This window comes from Streptomyces sp. NPDC002574, from assembly GCF_042889545.1.
Taxonomy (GTDB): domain Bacteria; phylum Actinomycetota; class Actinomycetes; order Streptomycetales; family Streptomycetaceae; genus Actinacidiphila.
The window spans coordinates 192,990-209,373 of the sequence record NZ_JBIARB010000008.1 but is presented as its reverse complement, the minus strand read 5'-3'; the positions used below and the strand labels follow the sequence as shown (position 1 = coordinate 209,373).

Sequence of the window (16,384 nt, the reverse complement as noted above, 5' to 3'; positions counted from 1 at the left end):
GCGGTCGACCGGATGTGCCGACCGGTGATCGGTGCACTCAGTACGTGGAGAAGTCGGCCATCATCGCCATGTCCTCGTGCTCCAGGTTGTGGCAGTGGAGCATGAAGTGGCCCGTGTAGTCGGTGAAGTGGACGGCCACGTCGACGGTCTCGCCGGGACCCATGGCGATCGTGTCCTTCCAGCCGTGGTCGAACGGCCCCGGTGCCTTGCCGTTGCGGGACACCACGCGGAAGGGGTCCAGATGCACGTGGATCGAGTGGAAGAACACCGACCTGAAGCGCCAGATCTCGGTGGTGCCCAGCTTCGCGCGGGTCAGTGAGCGCCCCGGCAGGTACGGCCGGCCGTTGATCGTCCAGCCGTTGCGGCCCGAGTGCCGGAACTCGAAGGAGCGGGTGGCGACCGCCTTCGCGGGGTCGAGGACGCTCTCGGCACGCAGCGCCAGCCGGTCCGGGAGGCGGGCGTCGTCGTGGACGGCCCGCGTGGACGGCGAGACGTCGAAGCGCATGACCTCCGCGGTGGTCCGGCTGCCGAAGAGGTTCACCACGCGGACCTTGGTGCCGGGCCGGTAGCGGGAGAAGTCCACGACGATGTCGAAGCGTTCACCGGGTGCCAGCCGCAGGCTGTCGTGGGGCAGGGGGCGTTCCATCAGGCCGCCGTCGCTGCCGATCTGCACCAGGCCCTTGCCGCCGGGGGGCGGCGGGTCGAGGGCGAGCTTGTAGTAGCGGACGTTGGAGCCGTTGAGCAACCGGAGCCGGTAGCGCCCCCGTTGGACCCGGTGCACGGGCCACGGGGCACCGTTGACCAGGATGACGTCGCCCTGGACGCCGGCGGTGTGGTTGCGCGGGACGCCGGGGGAGTGCATGCCCGGGTCGCCGGGGTACATCAGTGAACCGTCCGCCTCGAAGGCCCGGTCGGCGATCATGATGGGGATGTCACGGTCGCCGCGGGGCAGCGCGAGGGCGTCCTCCTCGTCGTCGGTGACCAGGTGGAAGCCCGCCATGCCGTGCCAGACCGCCGTGCCGGTGTAGCCCATGCGGTGGTCGTGATACCACATGGTGGACGCGCGCTGCTGCATGGGATAGGTGTACGAGCGCTCGCCGTAGGCGATGTTGCCGTGCGTCTCGCCCATGTCGTCCATGCCCGCCATCGCGTCCTCGACGGACAGGCTGCTGTTGACGGGCATCGTCAGGTCGATCGGGTACCCGTCGCTCTCCGACGGGGTGTGGCCGCCGTGCAGATGGACGACGGTCGGCTGCTGCAGTTCGTTGCGGTGCCGCACGATGGTCCGCCGCCCGGAGCGGGAGATGATCGTGGGCCCGGGGAAGGTGCCGTTGTACGTCCAGCAGCTGGTGCGCAGACCCGGCAGGATCTCGAGCTTCGCCTCGCGCTGCACGATCTGGAAGGTGTCGGTGCCACCGGCGGACCCGAGCGGGCTCGGCACCGGGGGGATCGGCAGGGGCACCTGGTAGGGGCGGGGAAGCGGGGCCTTGCTCTGCATGACGCCGCCTGGCGGCACGTCGGCGGGGGACAGGGCCGTGGCGCGTGCTGCCACCCCCGCCCCGATGACCGCTGCCGCACCCGTGGCGAGAAAGCGGCGCCGGTCGATACCTCGGATCACGTTGGCTCCCATCCACGCCGATTTGATCGTTTTACGGCTTTCGTCAGCATAGGGCTGCACTGTGCACACGAAAGGGTGGGACACGCGTGCCGGGACGACACCCATGGGGCCCGGCAAATAGACATATGAACGCACTGAAAGCCCCTGGTTCGGGCTCCGCTCGCGGGGGAACCCGGACCAGGGGCGTCGGCCCCGCGGTGGCTCACACCGAGGGCACGCGGACCGCCCCGCCGGCCGGGGCGACGGCCGGGCCCAGCAGGTCCGGCAGCCCCAGGCGGTGGTAGAAGCGCTCACGGACGTGGTCGGCGACGACCGACACGACCTCCGACCCGTCGTCGACGGGGTCGATGTGGGTGCGGAAGGGGCGGTTGCCCGCGGGCAGCCCGACCACGCGGACGATCTCCCGGGCCACGTCGGCGACATCGGCGCCCTCGGGCGTCATGGCCGCCAGCGCCCTGCCGACCTGGTCGGTCATGCCCGCGTACCGCGCCTCGTACGCCTCCGTGACGGCGCGGTCGGCGGCGTGCCCCGCGTTGGCGAAGTGGTCGGTGCCGCTGGTGAAGGCGCCGGGGACGACGATCGTCGACTCGATGCCGAAACGGGCGAGTTCGGCGGCGTAGCTCACGGCGAGCGCGTCCATGGCGGCCTTCGCCGCGAAGTACGGGGCGAGGTAGGGCGGGGTGCCGCCGCGGGTGCTGGAGGAGCCGACCCACAGCAGCAGTCCGTGGCCCTGCTCGCGCAGTTGGGGCAGGGCGGCGCGATTGACGCGCTGGGTGCCGAGCACATTGGTGTCGTAGACGGCGGCCAACTGCTCCGGGGTGAAGGCCTCGGCGGGGCCGAGCACCATGTGGCCGGCGTTGTGGACCAGCACGTCGAGCCGGCCGGTCTCCGCCACGACGCGGGCCACGGCGCGGTCGGCGCTGTCCTGGTCGAGCACGTCGAGTTCGACCACGCGCAGGTCGATGCCCTCGCGCGCGGCGCGGTCGCGGACCTCGGCCGCTCGGGCGGCGTTGCGCCCCTCGACGTGGCGCATGCTCGCGTAGACGGTGTGGCCGGCGGCGGCCAGGGCGTGGGCGGTCAGGGCGCCGAATCCGGAACCGGCGCCGGTGATGAGGACGGTGGAGGGCATGGTGGAACGTCTCCTCGGAGCGGGTGGGGCCCGGCCCCGGCGGCGCTGCGCCGGGGCCGGTGGGTGCGGGTGCGGATCGGGCGGGTGCGGGTGCGGCGGCGCGGGAGCCGTCAGATGGCCCCGCCGTTGGCGTAGACGACCTGGCCGTTGACCCAGCGGGCGGGGCCGGCGAGGAACGAGATCACCTCGGCGGCGTCCTCGGGGTTCCCCAGGCGCCCGAACGGGGTGACCGAGGAGAGGCGGTCGATGGTGGCCTGGTCCTTGCCCTGCAGGAACAGCGGGGTGGCGGTCGGGCCGGGGGCGACGGCGTTGACGGTGATGTCGCGGCCGCGCAGCTCGCGGGCGAGGATCAGCGTCATGGCGTCCACCGCGCCCTTGGTGGCCGCGTAGGCGGTGTAGGCCGGCAGGGCCAGCTTGGTCACGCTGGTCGAGAGGTTGATGATGGCGCCGCCGGCGCGCACCCGGCGGGCGGCCTGCTGGCTCATGACGAAGGTGCCGCGCACATTGGTGCGGTGCATCCGGTCGAAGTCCTCGAAGTCCAGCTCCATCAGCGGGCTCACCAGCATGATCCCCGCGGTGTTCACCACCACGTCGACGCCGCCGTAGGCCTGCTCGGCCTGGTCGAAGAGGGCGGCGACCTCGCCCTGGTCGGCCACGTCGGCCCGGACGGACATGGCGGTGCCGCCGGCGGCGACGACGGCCTCGACGGCCTCCTTGGCGCGTCCGGGGTTGCCCGCGTAACCGATGACGACCTTCATGCCGTCGGCGGCCAGGCGCTCGGCGGCGGCACGGCCGATGCCGCCGGAGCCGCCGGTGACGATGGCGACCCGGTCGGTGGAGGAGGTGGCGGCCGCGGAGGTCTCGGGGGTGGTCATGGCAGGGGGTCCTTCCGGTCTCGGACTCCCGTGGCCGGTCGGCCGCGGGGCATTTAATGGACGCGGAGTCCATATAAGCATGGATGTAGACGCCGCGTCCATATAAAATGTTGCCGAGACCTCCGGACCAGGGAAGAGGACCGACATGACATCAGCATCGGAACCCGTCCGCCGCGGCCGGGGCCGCAGGCCGGCCGACGAGGTGCGCGGCGACATCCTCAAGGCCGCGGGCGCGTTGCTGCTCGCCGACGGCATGGCCGCGTTCACCATCGAGCGGGTGGCCAACGCGGCGGGCGCCAGCAAGATGACCATCTACAAGTGGTGGCCCTCCAAGGGCGCGCTGGCCCTCGACGGATACTTCACCGCGGTCCGCGACACCCTCGCCTTCCCCGACACCGGCGACATCACCGCGGACCTCACTGCCCAACTGCGCGCCTTCGTACGCCTGATGACCCGCACCCGCGCCGGGCGGATCGTCGTGGAACTGGTCGGGCAGGCGCAGACCGACCCGGACCTGTCCGCGGCCTTCCGGGAGCACTACTCCGGCCCCCGGCGCGCCTTCGCCGTCGAGGTGATCGGCCGAGCCCAGCAGCGCGGCCAGATCCGCCCCGAGGTCGACGCCCAAGTGCTCGTCGACCAGCTGTGGGGAGCCTGCTACCACCGCCTGCTGATCCCCGACGAGCCCCTCACCGAGGAGTTCGCGGCCGCCCTGGTGGCCAATGTGATGGCCGGGATCGGAACCGCCGGCCGCGGCGCGTGACGGCCCCGTCCGCGCCCCTACGCTGAATCCCGCACCGCCACTGGACTGGACCGCTGACAGCACCGGGAGCCGACATGCCGCTGTACTTCGAGGACTTCCACGCGGGCCAGGAGTTCACGACCCAGGGCCGCACGCTCACCGAGTCCGACGTGGCGTCCTTCGCCGCGTGGAGCTGGGACACCAACCCCGTCCACACCGACGCGCGGTTCGCTGCGGAGACGCGCTTCGGCGAGCGCATCGCCCACGGACTGCTCGGGGTCTCCGTGGCCATGGGGCTGGCCTCGCGGCTCGGTGTCTTCGAGGGCAGTTCCGTCGCGCTGCTCGGCATCGACGACTGGCGCTTCCGCCGGCCGCTGCTGGTCGGCGACACCGTGCGCTGCCGGGTCGTGATCCTCTCCACCCGCCTGACCGGCCGCGGTGACGCGGGCATCCTGGTCCGCAGGTTCGAACTGCTCAACCAGCGCGACGAGATCGCGCAGGAGGGGAACATCGACCTCATGGTCGCTCCGCGTCCCTCCGGTGACGGGCCGGCCTGACGCCCGCCTCGGCGTCCTTGCGGCGCGGCAGCAGCCCCGGCACCTGCATCAGCAGCCCGAAGGCGAGCAACCCGGCACCGAAGCCGCTCAGCGCGACCCAGCCGCCCAGGTGGTACGCGACGGAGCCGAGCTGGGACCCCAGCGCGCCACCCACGAAGAAGACCGCGATGTACGCGCTGTTCAGACGCGCGCGGGCGGTGGGGGCGAGTTGGTACACCGTGTGCTGCCCGAGCACGAGCGAGGTCTGGACGGCCATGTCGATCAGCACGGCGGCGAGCGCGAGCAGCAGGATCTGGTGCCGTCCGAGACCGGCCAGGACGAACGCGAGCGCCCCGGTGCCGAAGGCGGCGGCCGTCATCGGCCGGGTCAGACCGCGGTCCGCCCAGTGCCCGGCCAGCGGGGCCACCGCCGCGCCCCCCGCCCCGGCCAGCGCGAACACGGCCACACCGATCTGCGAGTAGTGGAAGGGCGGTCCGGTGAGCACGTAGGAGACCGTCGTCCAGAAGGCGCTGAACCCGCCGAACATCAGTGACTGGTACGCCGCCCGGCGCCGCAGGACCCCGTGCCGGCGCAGCAGCCCCGCGGTCGAGCGCAGCAGCCGCCCGTACGGCAGGGCGGCCGGCGGGGCGCGGTCCGGGAGGGTCCAGCGCAGTGCCACCGCGAGTACGGCCATCAGCCCGGCCGAGACCAGGTACACCACACGCCATCCGGCGGCCTCGGTGATCAGGCTGCTCAGGGTCCGGGAGAGCAGGATGCCGGTCAGCAGCCCGCTCATCACCCGGCCCACGACGCGCCCGCGCAGACGGTCCGGGGCGAGCCCGGCGGCGAAGGGCACCAGGATCTGGGCGACGACGGACACGGCGCCGGCGACCAGGAGCGCCGCCGCCAGTACCCCGAAGCCGGGCGCCGTGCCTGCGGCGACGCACGCCAGGGTGGCGACGGCCAGCAGGATCGTGGTCAGCCGCCGGTTCTCGACGCGGTCGCCGAGCGGGACCAGGAAGATCATTCCGGCCGCGTAGCCGGCCTGGCCCACGGTGATCAGCGTCCCGGCGGTCAGCGCGCTGATGCCGAGGGACCCCCGCAGGACGGCCAGCAGCGGCTGGGCGTAGTAGAGGTTGGCGACCGTCAGCCCGCAGGCGATCGCCAGGAGGAGGACGAGCCGGCCCGACGGGCCCTGGCCCGCCGCGGCGGTGGCCCGATCGCGCGGGCCGGACCGGCTGGACCACCGGGACCAGCCGGAATGTCCGGACGGGTCGGGCGGGTCGGGCGGGTCGGATCGGTCGGTGAGGGGCATCGGTACCTGGGCGGTGAGGACGTCGGACAATAGGTGTAACAACCACATTCCCTCGGAACTGCCCCGTCACCCGTCCCCGGTGATGATGGGAGGGCGGGTGCCCCGGTTTCCCCGTCACCCCGGGCGCGGCCCCGCGCCCCCGCCCGCCCAGGAAGGCGCTTCGATGCCCGAGTTGCAGGTGATCGCCCGCTACACCGTCTCCGAGGGCAACGAGGAGGAGGTGTTCGTCCTGCTCACACGGTTGGCCGAGGCGAGCCGCGCCGAACCTGGCAACATCTCCTACGAGGTCTTCCACGCGCTCGGCGACGCGCGGGACGTCGTCCTGCTGGAGCGCTACGCCTCCCCGCGGGCCTTCGCGGTCCACCGGGAGTCGCTGCACTTCAAGGAGCTGGTCCTCAGGCGGATCGCCCCGCTGCTGGACAACCGTGTGGTCACGACCTACGAGGCCGGCGAATGACCCCGGCCCACCGGCCGCTCCGTCACGTCTGGAACTGGTTGACCCCGCCGTCCACGTAGATCTCGCCTCCGGTGGTGAAGGAGCTGCGGTCGGACGCGAGGAAGAGCACCGCCTCCGCCACCTCCTCCGGCCGTCCGAGCCGGCCGAGGGGGATACCCGAGGCCAGGGCGGACTTGAAGGCGTCCTTCGCCGCCGGGTCGGGGGCCAGGCCCTCGATGCCGGGGGTGTCGACCGGGCCGGGGCTGACGGCGTTGACCCGGACGCCGCGGTGGCGCAGTTCGTTGGCCAGGGAGCGGGTGAGGGTGCGCAGCGCGCCCTTGGTGGCGGAGTAGACGCTCAGGCCCTCCTTGGCCGCGGTGTGCTCGGTGGAGGCGTTGATGACGATCGACGCCCCGTCGGCGAGGAGGGGCAGCGCCTTCTGGACGGTGAAGAACACGCCCTTGACGTTGGCGGCGAAGGTCGCGTCGAAGTACTCCTCGGTGACGTCCTCGATCAGGAGCCTTCGCCCGGCGCCCGCGTTGGCGAAGACGACGTCCACCTGCCGGCCGCGCTCGGCCACGGTGGCGTAGAGCCGGTCGAGGTCGGCGAGGTCGGAGACATCGCCCCGCAGGCCCACGGTGTCGCCGCCGATCGCGGCGACGGCGGCGTCGACGGACTCCTGGCGCCGGCCGGTGACGAAGACGAGGGCGCCCTCCTCCGCGAACCGCCGCGCCGTCGCCAGGCCGATGCCCGTCGTGCCGCCGGTGACGATCGCCGTCCTGCCGGTGAGTTCTCCCATGGCTCGCTCCCGTCCGCTCCGGGTGTCCGGGTCGTGTACCGCTCTCCCATCGTGGCAGCGGGTGGTGCGGACCGGCGACCGCGGCGGACGCGTCAGGGGTGGGCGGCGCGACGCCGGTGGCGGGCCGCCTTGGCGCTGTTGCCGCACCGCTCCATGGAGCACCATCGGCGCGGCTTGCCGGTGCCGGGGCCGTTGTCGAGGTAGAGCATGCGGCAGGTCTCCGCGTCGCAGGTGCGCAGCAGGGCCCGCGTGCGGGGGTCGGCCATGACGGCGATCAGGTCCCGGGCCACCGCGGACAGCAGCTCGGCGGTCGTCAGCAGGGGAGCGGGGCCGTGCGCGAGCCGTCCGTCCGCGTCGGTCCGCAGCCGGGGCGCGGGCGGGGCGACCCCAGCCAGCGTGTTGAGCAGGGCCACGGAGTCCGATCGCGGGGCGCGGTCGTCCAGCTCGGCCGTGACGAGGTCGTAGGCGGCGTCGCGCAGTTCGCGCAGCGCGGCAAGGAGCGCGGCCGGGTCCTCCTCGTCCCGCGGGGCGAGACCGACACCGGCGCACCACGCGCGCAGGCGCTCGGGCCCGTCCAGACGTTCGATGGGAGTGCTGGGCCTGCGGCCGACGGTGGCGACGAGGTCGAGCGACAGCGAGCCGGAGTCGAACCGCAGGGATCGGGCCTTGGCCGTGATCCGGGTCCGTGGGGTGGCCGGGACTTCCTCGCTCATGTGACAATAGTAACCAGGGAACCGGTTACTAAGGACAGACGATGCGACCCTGGATGCGCGCGGCCTCGGCGATGTTCGTCGTCGGCTGGGGCGCGAACCAGTTCTCGCCACTGCTCCTGGTCTACCGCGCCGACAGCGGGGTGTCCGGGAGCGTGGTCACCACCGCGTTCGCGGCCTACGCCGTCGGGCTGATCCCCGCGCTGCTGCTGGCGGCGCGCTTCGCGCAGCGCTACGGGCGGCGGCAGGTGATGTGCGCCGCGCTGCTGCTGTCGGCCGTCGCCTCGGCCGTCCTCCTGGTGGGCGGCGACCATTTCTGGGCGCTGATGCTCGGGCGGCTGGTCGCCGGCGTCGCGTCCGGCGCGGCGTTCGGACCCGGTACGGCATGGATCAAGGACCTGTCGGCGGACGCGGGCCCCGGCGCGGGCGCGCGGCGCGCCGCCGTCGCGCTGTCGGCCGGATTCGGCGGCGGCCCCCTGGTGGCGGGCCTCCTGGCCCAGTGGCTGGCCGGACCCGAGGCACTGCCCTATCTCGTGCACCTGGGCCTGACGGCGGCCGTGGCGCCACTGGTGTGGCACGCGCCCGACCCGGCCGCGCCCGCCGCGAGCACCCGGCCGCAGGCGCGTCCCCGGCTGCGGGCCGCGCTGCTGCAACGGGAGTTCCGCTGGGAAGTCGCCCCCTCGGCGCCGCTGGTGTTCGGTGCGCCCACCACGAGCTTCGCCGTCCTGCCGGCCCTCGTGCCGCTGCACGGCCCGGACATCGCGGTCGGCGGCGGCATCGCCGGGCTGACGCTCCTGACCGGCCTGCTCGTCCAGCCGCTGGCGAGGCGGCTGTCCCGGCGCGGCTCCCACGTGACACGGCACTGGGGGCTCGCCGCCGCGGTCGCCGGATTCCTGCTGGCCGCGGCAGCCGTCCGGCTGGCGGAACCCGCTCTCCTGATCCCCGCGGCCATGACCCTCGGTGCCTGCTACGGGATGCTCCTGGTGGCCGGGCTCAGCCAGCTGGAGGCCTGGGCGGCGCCGCGCGACCTCGCGGGCGCCGCGGCGGTCTTCTACTGCCTGGCCTACCTCGGCTTCGTCACGCCGCTCGTCGTGACCGCCCTGCACGGTGTCCTGCCGCCCGTGCTCCTGTTCGTCTGCGCCGCCGCCGCGGCGGCGCTCCTCATACCGGCGACCGCCCTGCTGCACAGGGCGGCGCGCACCAGAGCGGCCCAGCACATGGGCACCACCAGCGGCAGCAGCTGAATCACCCTGACCGGAAGGAAAGCACGTCATGCGGATCGTGGTTGTGGGAGCGGGCGGCGTCGGAGGCTACTTCGGCGCCCGGCTGGCCGAGGCGGGCCACGAGGTCACCTTCGTCGCGCGCGGACGGCACCTGGCGGCGATCAGGGAACGGGGGGCGCTGCTGGTGCGCAGCCCGCTCGGCGAGGCCCGGGTCGACGCGCGGCACTTCGTGGAGTCCCCGGCCGAGGTGCACCAGGCCGACGTCGTCCTCGTCGCGGTGAAGCTGTGGGACACCGAGGACGTCGCCGCCGGGCTGCGGCACCTCACCGACGGCGGCGCCCGCGTGCTCTCCCTGCAGAACGGTGTGCAGAAGGACACGGTGCTCCGCCGCCACCTGCCCGAGGACGCCGTGTGGGGCGGTGTCTGCTACATCGCGGCGGTCATCGAGGAACCCGGTGTCGTCGTGCACCGCGGGCCGATGCAGCGGATCGTCCTCGGCGCCTACCAGGGGCACCCGGCCGACGGAGTGGCCGAGTTCCACGAGGCCTGCGTGAAGGCCGGCATCGACGCCGAGGTCGGCGCGGACATCGCGCGGACGGTCTGGGAGAAGTACGTGTTCCTCACGGGCCTGTCGGCGACGACGACCGCCGTGCGGCAGCCGATCGGCGTCATCCGCGGCAACCCCGCCACGCGGGAGCTGTTGCGCGAGGTCATGGCCGAGGCCGTCGCCGTCGGGCGTGCCTCGGGTGTGGACCTCGACGAGGCGTTCGCCGACGCGCAGATGGCCGCCGTCGACACCCTCCCGGCCGGCATGACCTCGTCCATGGCCCACGACCTGGAGCGGGGGAACCGGCTCGAACTGCCGTGGCTCAGCGGGGGAGTCGTCTCCCTGGGGCGGGAACTGGGCGTGCCCACGCCCCGCAACCGGACCGTGGCCGACGTCCTCGCCCCGTACGAGCTCGGCCGGCCGGCCCCGGACGCCTGACCGCGGGCGCCGCGCGCGGGACACGTCCCGTGCGCGGCGCCCGCTCCTGAGCTGTCAGCCGGCGACCCGGACCGGGAGCTCGAACAGGTCGTTCTGCGTCACGACGGGCTTGTTGCGCAGTTCCGAGGCCGGGACCGCCAGGGCCAGGCCGGGGAAGCGCGCGAACAGCGCCGGCAGTGCCACGCCGGCTTCCAGGCGGGACAGGGCCGCGCCGGGGCAGACGTGCGGGCCGTGGCCGAAGGCGATGTGCCGGATCGGCTCCCGCGTGATGTCGAACGCGCCCGCCGTCGGCCCGTGCTGCGCCTCGTCGCCGCCGATGGCCGCGTACGAGACGATCAGCGCCTCGCCCTTGGCGATGACCTTGTCGCCGACCGGGACGTCCTCGGTGGCGAAGCGGATCAGCACGTGCGAGGTCGGCGTCGAGTACCGCAGCGTCTCCTCCACCACGGCCTCCCACGCCACCTTGCCCGCCAGGACGAGCTCGAGCTGGTCCGGGTGGGCCAGCAGGTTGACCACCGCGTTGACGATCAGCGAGATCGTGGTCTCGTGACCGGCGGCGATCATCAGCTGCAGGGTGCTCTGGATCTCCGCGTCGGTGAGGTGGTCACCGTCCTCGGAGGCCGCGATCAGGGCGCTCGTCAGGTCGTCGCCCGGCTCGGCGCGGCGGGCAGCGACCGTGCCGCCCATCATCTCCGCCAGCTCACCGAGGGTGGCGAGCACCTCCTCCGGCGGGGTCTGGGTCGAGAAGAACTTCTCGAACAGCACCTTCAGCCGGGGCAGATGGGCCTCGTCGATGCCCATCAGCTCCTGCACGACGTACATCGGCAGCGGATAGGCGAACTCGGCCTTCAGGTCGATGACGTCGGCGTCCTGCGCGGCCTTCGCCACCCGGTCCAGCAGACCCGCGGTCAGCTCCTCGATGCGCTCGCGCATCCGCTCCACCCGGCGGGGGGTGAGCGCCTGGGCCACCAGGCCACGCAGCCGGCGGTGGTCCGCGCCGTCCACCGTGAGCATCGAACGGCCCGGGTTGGCCAGGCCGATCAGCGCCCAGTCGGCCGGTATCTCACCGCGGGTGAACGCGTCCCAGTGGGCGATGTCCTTCACCAGCCGCGGGTCGGTGAGCAGCGCACGGGCCTCCGCGTGGTGCGTGACGGCCCACACGGGCACGCCGCCGGGCAGTTCGACCGCCGCGAGCGGGCCCGCGTCGCGCAGCAGCGCGCTCTCCGCGGCCAGGTCCTGGACCAGGGGGTCGAGCACGATGCGCGCGCCGTCGAGGGCGCTCGCTCCGGTGACGGGGCATTTCATGGACGGTCTCCAAGGGCCGGAGTGGGAGTGAAGCGCACGGGGAGTTCGGTCATGCCCCGCAGCCAGGGGGAGGGGCGCCGGACCAGGCCCTGCACCGCCACCGTGAGATCGATGTCGGGCAGCCGGTCGAGCAGCACCTCGATCCCGGTACGGGCGATCACCTCGGCGATCTCCTGGGCCGGGAACGGGCAGCGGTGCTCGCCGTGCCCGAAGGAGAAGAAGGCGTTGTTCCCGTGGGTCGGGCCGCCGCCCTCCAGATGCACCTGGGGGTCGGCGTTGGCCGCCGCGAAACCGAGGATCAGCAGGTCGCCGGTGCGGATCTGACGCCCGCCCACCCGCGTGTCCCGCGAGGCCCACCGGCCGGCGATGTTCTGCGTGGGCGTGTCCTCCCACAGCACCTCGTTCATCGCCTGGCCCACGCTGTGCCGGCCGCCGGAGAACGACGCGGCGAAGCGGTCGTCGGTCAGCATCAGCCGCAGCGAGTTGCCGATCCAGTCCGCGGTCGGCTGGTGGCCCGCGATGGTCATCACCATCATGTCCTGCACGATCTCCTCGTCCGAGAAGTCGTACCGGTCGGCGAGCATCCGGGAGACGACGTCGGGGCCGGGCCGCTCCTTCTTCCGCTCCAGCAACTCCGTCATGGCGGTGAAGACATGGGTCTGGCCCGCGATGGCGTCCTCGGTGCTGTCGACCAGGTCGTTGATCGCCTTGACCAGCGCCGGGCCCTGCTCGTCGGCGAAGCCGTAGATGCGGGCCAGCACGCGCACCGGCAGCAGCGTGGCGAACTCGGCCAGCAGATCGGCCCTGCCGCGTCCGCAGAAGGAGTCGATGAGCCGGTCGGCGTACCGCTCGGCGGTGCGCCGCAGCTCGAACGGGTCGACCGCCTCCATGGCGTGGCTCATCATCGCGGCCCGCTGACGGTGCCGTTCGCCGACCGTGTAGAGGATCGACGGCTGCTTGCGGCCGATCATCGGCAGCAGCGGCCAGTCGCCCGGGATGCGGTCCCACTGGTTCCACAGGTCGGAGTCGCGGCTGAACAGCACCGCATCATTGGTGACGTGCAGCAGCTCCCGGTAGCCCAGCACCAGCCAGGCGGGCACGTCGCCGTCGAGCAGGACGGGGGCGACCGCGCCGTGGTCGCGCCGCATCTCGCGGTAGAGCTCGGCGGGTTCGACGTGGAAGCGCGGGCCGCTGAAGGGCACGGCGCCCGCGAACGCGTCCTCGGTGGTCGATGGCTCGGTGGTCACGGTGCGGTCGTCTCCCGGGCACGCGGACTGGCGGCGGACAGGGTGTGCAGATGCCGGACGAGCGTGATCAGCACGTCCTTGGAGGACTGGCGCGAACGCGCGTCGCACTCGATCAGCGGGATTCCGTCCGAGAGCGACAGCGCGTCCCGCACCTGCTCCTCGGTGTGCCGGGGGCCGCCGAAGTCGTTGCGGGCCACCACGAACGGCGTCCCGTGGTGCTCCAGGCGGTCGATGGCGTACCAGGAGTCGTCCAGGCGCCGGGTGTCGACCAGGACGACGGCGCCGAGGGTGCCGCTGAACAGCCGGTCCCACAGGAACCAGAAGCGCTGCTGCCCGGGCGCGCCGAACAGGTAGAGGACGTTGCGGTGGTCCAGGCTGATCCGGCCGAAGTCGAAGGCCACGGTCGTCGAGGTCTTCGCCTGGACACCGGCGAGGTCGTCCACGCTCTCGCCGGCCTGCGTCATCGTCTCCTCGGTGTTCAGCGGGCGGATCTCGCTGACCGAGCGGACCATGGTCGTCTTGCCCACGCCGAACCCGCCCGTGATCACGATCTTCAGCCCGTTGTCGGCGGTGGCGCTGAGCGGCCGCCGGAACGGCGGACTGTGGTCAGAGGTTGCGTAGTCCAACGAGCACCTGCTCCAGGATCTCGGGGTCCGGCAGTTGGGCCGCCGTACGGGCGGTTCGGGGGTGGCGGGCGCTGATCCTGCCGGTCTCCAGCAGGTCGCCGAGCAGGACCTTGGTGATGCCGACCGGCAGCGCGAGGTCGGCGGCGAGTTCCACCACCGCCGTCGGCTGCCGGCACACGCGCAGGATCAGCTGGTGCTCCGACTGCATCCCGGGCGCGGGATCGCACTCGGCGACCACCAGGGTCACCAGGTCGAACACGTCCGACGCGGGCCGGCTGCGTCCTCCGGTGAGGGTGTAGAGCCGGTCCGGATTGTCGTCCCGGCCCGGGCGAGGGGTCATCCGCTGTCGCCGTCCGCGCCGCCGACCTCGCGGGGCGGCGCGCTCAGGTGCTCCCCGAGCTGCTCGACCAACTCGCTCATGTTGTGGCCGATCACGCCCACGTCGGAGTCCTCGCGGGCGACGACGGCCAGGTGGGCGCCGTCACCGGCCTCCACGATGAACAGGATGCCGCCGTAGAACTCGGCCATGGCCTGCCGGACGCCGCCGCTGCCGTCGCCGAACTCGACGGACGCGCCCTGCGACAGGCTCTGGATGCCGGCGGAGATCGCCGCGAGCTGGTCCGCCTGGTCGACGGAGAGCTCGGGCGTGCGGCACAGCTTGAGTCCGTCGCGGGACAGGACCAGTGCGTGGCGGGCGCCGGGCGTCCGCTCGAGCAGGTTCTCCAGAAGCCAGTTGAGTCTCTCGTCGGTGCTGGTGCTGCTGCCGTGGGTGCTGCCGGCTGCGGGTGCGGTCATCGGGAGTCGCTTTCTGGGTCCGTCGCGGTCTGCTGGTGGGGGGCCGCGGAGGGGTCTGGTGCGGGGGAGGGCTTGCGCTTGAGGGCTCCCCGGAAGCTGCTCAAGCGGGCGGCGCGGGCCGCCGGCGTGTCGTCGTCGCGGGGAGCGGACCGCCGGGCGCCGACGGCCGGCTCGACGTGGCGGGCGGCGGCCAGGGTGCGGCCGCGGCGGCGCTTGGGCAGGCCGCTCTCGCCGTACTCGGGTGACTCGGTGCCCGTCTCCGTCCCCGTCCCCGTTTCCGGCTCCGAGGCCGGCTCGCCGGCCTCGGAGCGCGAAGGCGCGGCGGCCGGGGCCGGGTCCGGGCGCGGCGCGACGGGCAGCGGATCGGGGAGCAGGATCTCGGCGGACTCGGCGTCCGCGGTGCCGCCGGCGCGCGGACGGGTGATCAGTTCCTGGGGGACCATCACCACCACGCCGGTGCCGCCGCGCGCCGAGGGCCGGAACGACACCTTCAGACCGTGCTTGCGGGCGAGCCGCCCGACCACCACGAGCCCGAGGCGGGTGCCGGACAGTCCCGTGAGGTCCCAGCCGTTCGCCGCGACCGCGCTCTCGGCGCGGCGCAGTGCCACCTCGCCCATGACCAGTCCGCTGTCCTCGATGGTGATGACCGCGCCGGCGGGCACCTCCTCGACGTAGACGTGGACCTCGGCTGTCGGCGGCGAGAAGTTGGCGGCGTTGTCCATGAGTTCGGCCAGCGCGTGCATCACGCCCTCGGCCGCGTGCCCGACGATCGCCACCTCGCTGCTGGAGTGCAGCCGCACGCGCTGGTAGCCGCTGATGCGGCCCATCGCGCCGCGCAGGATCGACTCCATCCGGATCGGCTTGGCCCACCGGCGTCCCGAACGCGCCCCGGCGAGCACGGCGATGCTGTCAGCGAGCCGGCCGGCCTGCGCCGTACGGTGGTCGAGGTGGAGGAGGTCGCCGAGGACCGCGGGGTCGCTGTGCCGGTGCTCCATCTCCCGCAGGTCCGCCAGCATGCTGGTGGTCAGCGCCTGCATGCGGCCCGCGGCGTTGGAGCCCGCGGACATGGCCGCGGCGCGGCGCGACTCGCTGGTGGCGAGTTCCCCGGCGACCAGGGTCAGCGCCCGGCGCCGGGTGTCGTCCTGGGGCACGGCGATCGCGGCGAGTGCGGAGGCCGCGGAGTCGCCGTGCGTCAGCCGGCCGATCAGGGCCGGCAGCAGCTCGTCGGTGAACCGGGCGGTCTCCGCGTCCTCTTGGGCGAGCTGCTCCTCCAGGCGGCGGGCCCGCCACGAGGACGTCGCCGCCACGACGGCGGCCGCGGCGAGGAGCACCACCCCGGCCGTGGCACCGACCGCGGCGGGCACGCGCGCACCGTCGGCGGCGGACACCAGCCAGACTCCCGCCGATCCGGTGACGGCCACCGGGGCGGCGACGGTCCGGGCCAGGTACGGGAGCGGCGGACGCGGCGGTTCTGGCACTGCGGCGGCTCGCGAACGCCCGGACCACAGTCGGGTGGGCGCGGTGTGCGCTGTCATGGATCGGTGACCTCGGGGCCGTGCGGACGGACGGACGGTGCGGACGGTGCGTAAAGGGCGCGAGAGGAGGTGACGTCACAAAAGAACACGCGTCCCGTCCGGCGGAGGCCGGGGGCCGCGTGAACTCCGGGTCACTATATGCGAGTTCCTGACCGTGACTGATCGTTCCTGCGGTTACTTCTGTTCGTCGATGAGGTTTCGCAGGGGCGTCGGCCCTGTGACCGGCCAGGACGTGGGCCGAGGGGCGGTGGCCCGGAACCGGGTCCGTTCGGGTCCGGGGCCGTGGACGGCGCGGATCGCGGTTCCCCCGGTCATATTCCGCGCCCGAGGTGTTCCGAGATGTCCGACGTGGGTGTCCCGCGGGTGGTTCCGCGGCGCCCCGGTATTGGTGTGGGCCATTCCTGGAGTGCAGTCGAAGGCGCGTCTTTGTTAATACTTCGGACATCCGGGTCGACACGCGTAGATGAATGAGGTGAAATGGTGCATACGGCTTCCCGGAAACCCCGCGGAC

The 16,384-nt window shown here is 73.0% G+C and carries 17 protein-coding genes; 5 read left to right on the top strand and 12 right to left on the bottom strand.

Going from position 1 to position 16,384, the window contains the following annotated elements:
* Positions 1–37: 37 nt before the first annotated feature.
* The 3 genes from ACFYXS_RS20995 to ACFYXS_RS20985 form a co-directional block, all read right to left on the bottom strand.
* Positions 38–1,618 carry a multicopper oxidase family protein gene (locus ACFYXS_RS20995; RefSeq protein ID WP_389250257.1) on the bottom strand — a complete coding sequence of 527 codons (1,581 nt, stop codon included), beginning with the start codon at positions 1,616–1,618 and terminating at the stop codon, positions 38–40.
* Positions 1,619–1,820: 202 nt separating this feature from the next.
* A complete protein-coding gene (locus tag ACFYXS_RS20990; RefSeq protein ID WP_389250255.1) occupies positions 1,821–2,747 on the bottom strand; it encodes an SDR family NAD(P)-dependent oxidoreductase in 927 nt (308 codons plus the stop codon).
* A gap of 110 nt (positions 2,748–2,857) precedes the next feature.
* Positions 2,858–3,622: an SDR family oxidoreductase gene (locus tag ACFYXS_RS20985; RefSeq protein WP_389250253.1), complete on the bottom strand. Its 765-nt coding sequence runs from the start codon at positions 3,620–3,622 to the stop codon at positions 2,858–2,860.
* Between the two features lie 145 nt (positions 3,623–3,767).
* On the opposite strand from ACFYXS_RS20985, the gene ACFYXS_RS20980 reads away from it, so the two are divergent.
* Positions 3,768–4,382: a TetR/AcrR family transcriptional regulator C-terminal ligand-binding domain-containing protein gene (locus ACFYXS_RS20980; protein WP_389250251.1), complete on the top strand. Its 615-nt coding sequence runs from the start codon at positions 3,768–3,770 to the stop codon at positions 4,380–4,382.
* A gap of 74 nt (positions 4,383–4,456) precedes the next feature.
* Entirely contained in the window at positions 4,457–4,918 is a 462-nt protein-coding gene (locus tag ACFYXS_RS20975) for a MaoC/PaaZ C-terminal domain-containing protein (protein WP_389250249.1), read from the top strand.
* Here the strand turns inward: ACFYXS_RS20975 and ACFYXS_RS20970 are convergent.
* Positions 4,878–6,212: an MFS transporter gene (locus tag ACFYXS_RS20970; protein WP_389250247.1), complete on the bottom strand. Its 1,335-nt coding sequence runs from the start codon at positions 6,210–6,212 to the stop codon at positions 4,878–4,880. The two genes, ACFYXS_RS20975 and ACFYXS_RS20970, sit on opposite strands and share 41 nt — an antisense overlap.
* Positions 6,213–6,375: 163 nt before the next feature.
* Between ACFYXS_RS20970 and ACFYXS_RS20965 the strand changes: the two genes are divergently transcribed.
* Positions 6,376–6,669: a putative quinol monooxygenase gene (locus ACFYXS_RS20965; RefSeq protein WP_389250245.1), complete on the top strand. Its 294-nt coding sequence runs from the start codon at positions 6,376–6,378 to the stop codon at positions 6,667–6,669.
* Between the two features lie 22 nt (positions 6,670–6,691).
* Here ACFYXS_RS20965 and ACFYXS_RS20960 read toward each other — a convergent pair whose 3' ends face one another.
* On the bottom strand, positions 6,692–7,447 hold the full coding sequence (locus ACFYXS_RS20960; protein ID WP_389250243.1) for a glucose 1-dehydrogenase: 756 nt from the start codon (positions 7,445–7,447) through the stop codon (positions 6,692–6,694).
* Between the two features lie 92 nt (positions 7,448–7,539).
* The gene (locus ACFYXS_RS20955) at positions 7,540–8,160 is read right to left on the bottom strand and encodes a CGNR zinc finger domain-containing protein (RefSeq protein ID WP_389250241.1); all 621 of its coding nucleotides are present in this window, start codon (positions 8,158–8,160) and stop codon (positions 7,540–7,542) included.
* Positions 8,161–8,201: 41 nt separating this feature from the next.
* On the opposite strand from ACFYXS_RS20955, the gene ACFYXS_RS20950 reads away from it, so the two are divergent.
* Both ACFYXS_RS20950 and ACFYXS_RS20945 read left to right on the top strand, forming a co-directional pair.
* Positions 8,202–9,401: an MFS transporter gene (locus ACFYXS_RS20950; protein WP_389250239.1), complete on the top strand. Its 1,200-nt coding sequence runs from the start codon at positions 8,202–8,204 to the stop codon at positions 9,399–9,401.
* 28 nt (positions 9,402–9,429) lie between these two features.
* Positions 9,430–10,365, top strand: coding sequence for a ketopantoate reductase family protein (locus ACFYXS_RS20945; RefSeq protein ID WP_389250237.1), 936 nt, complete (start codon positions 9,430–9,432; stop codon positions 10,363–10,365).
* Between the two features lie 54 nt (positions 10,366–10,419).
* On the opposite strand, the gene ACFYXS_RS20940 is transcribed toward ACFYXS_RS20945, so the two are convergent.
* Genes ACFYXS_RS20940 through ACFYXS_RS20915 form a run of 6 tightly spaced genes read right to left on the bottom strand, consistent with a single transcriptional unit; the run spans position 10,420 to position 15,873 of the window.
* Complete coding sequence (locus ACFYXS_RS20940; protein ID WP_389250235.1) at positions 10,420–11,670, bottom strand: cytochrome P450; 1,251 nt, start codon at positions 11,668–11,670, stop codon at positions 10,420–10,422.
* Entirely contained in the window at positions 11,667–12,917 is a 1,251-nt protein-coding gene (locus ACFYXS_RS20935; RefSeq protein ID WP_389250233.1) for a cytochrome P450, read from the bottom strand. Before ACFYXS_RS20935 ends, ACFYXS_RS20940 begins: the two co-directional genes overlap by 4 nt.
* A complete protein-coding gene (locus ACFYXS_RS20930) occupies positions 12,914–13,543 on the bottom strand; it encodes an ATP/GTP-binding protein (RefSeq protein ID WP_389250231.1) in 630 nt (209 codons plus the stop codon). The genes ACFYXS_RS20935 and ACFYXS_RS20930 overlap by 4 nt, the downstream gene beginning before the upstream one ends.
* On the bottom strand, positions 13,524–13,883 hold the full coding sequence (locus tag ACFYXS_RS20925; protein ID WP_389250229.1) for a DUF742 domain-containing protein: 360 nt from the start codon (positions 13,881–13,883) through the stop codon (positions 13,524–13,526). Before ACFYXS_RS20925 ends, ACFYXS_RS20930 begins: the two co-directional genes overlap by 20 nt.
* A complete protein-coding gene (locus ACFYXS_RS20920) occupies positions 13,880–14,338 on the bottom strand; it encodes a roadblock/LC7 domain-containing protein (RefSeq protein WP_319659517.1) in 459 nt (152 codons plus the stop codon). The genes ACFYXS_RS20925 and ACFYXS_RS20920 overlap by 4 nt, the downstream gene beginning before the upstream one ends.
* Positions 14,335–15,873: an ATP-binding protein gene (locus tag ACFYXS_RS20915; protein WP_389250228.1), complete on the bottom strand. Its 1,539-nt coding sequence runs from the start codon at positions 15,871–15,873 to the stop codon at positions 14,335–14,337. The genes ACFYXS_RS20920 and ACFYXS_RS20915 overlap by 4 nt, the downstream gene beginning before the upstream one ends.
* Between the last annotated feature and the right edge of the window lie 511 nt (positions 15,874–16,384).

Bases quoted from the DNA above. Each gene is read 5' to 3' on its own strand.
- ACFYXS_RS20990 (WP_389250255.1), bottom strand. From the start codon at position 2,747: ATGCCCTCCACCGTCCTCATCACCGGCGCCGGTTCCGGATTCGGCGCC.
- ACFYXS_RS20985 (WP_389250253.1), bottom strand. From the start codon at position 3,622: ATGACCACCCCCGAGACCTCCGCGGCCGCCACCTCCTCCACCGACCGG.
- ACFYXS_RS20980 (WP_389250251.1), top strand. From the start codon at position 3,768: ATGACATCAGCATCGGAACCCGTCCGCCGCGGCCGGGGCCGCAGGCCG.
- ACFYXS_RS20975 (WP_389250249.1), top strand. From the start codon at position 4,457: ATGCCGCTGTACTTCGAGGACTTCCACGCGGGCCAGGAGTTCACGACC.
- ACFYXS_RS20970 (WP_389250247.1), bottom strand. From the start codon at position 6,212: ATGCCCCTCACCGACCGATCCGACCCGCCCGACCCGCCCGACCCGTCC.
- ACFYXS_RS20965 (WP_389250245.1), top strand. From the start codon at position 6,376: ATGCCCGAGTTGCAGGTGATCGCCCGCTACACCGTCTCCGAGGGCAAC.
- ACFYXS_RS20960 (WP_389250243.1), bottom strand. From the start codon at position 7,447: ATGGGAGAACTCACCGGCAGGACGGCGATCGTCACCGGCGGCACGACG.
- ACFYXS_RS20955 (WP_389250241.1), bottom strand. From the start codon at position 8,160: ATGAGCGAGGAAGTCCCGGCCACCCCACGGACCCGGATCACGGCCAAG.
- ACFYXS_RS20950 (WP_389250239.1), top strand. From the start codon at position 8,202: ATGCGACCCTGGATGCGCGCGGCCTCGGCGATGTTCGTCGTCGGCTGG.
- ACFYXS_RS20945 (WP_389250237.1), top strand. From the start codon at position 9,430: ATGCGGATCGTGGTTGTGGGAGCGGGCGGCGTCGGAGGCTACTTCGGC.
- ACFYXS_RS20940 (WP_389250235.1), bottom strand. From the start codon at position 11,670: ATGAAATGCCCCGTCACCGGAGCGAGCGCCCTCGACGGCGCGCGCATC.
- ACFYXS_RS20925 (WP_389250229.1), bottom strand. From the start codon at position 13,883: ATGACCCCTCGCCCGGGCCGGGACGACAATCCGGACCGGCTCTACACC.
- ACFYXS_RS20920 (WP_319659517.1), bottom strand. From the start codon at position 14,338: ATGACCGCACCCGCAGCCGGCAGCACCCACGGCAGCAGCACCAGCACC.
- ACFYXS_RS20915 (WP_389250228.1), bottom strand. From the start codon at position 15,873: ATGACAGCGCACACCGCGCCCACCCGACTGTGGTCCGGGCGTTCGCGA.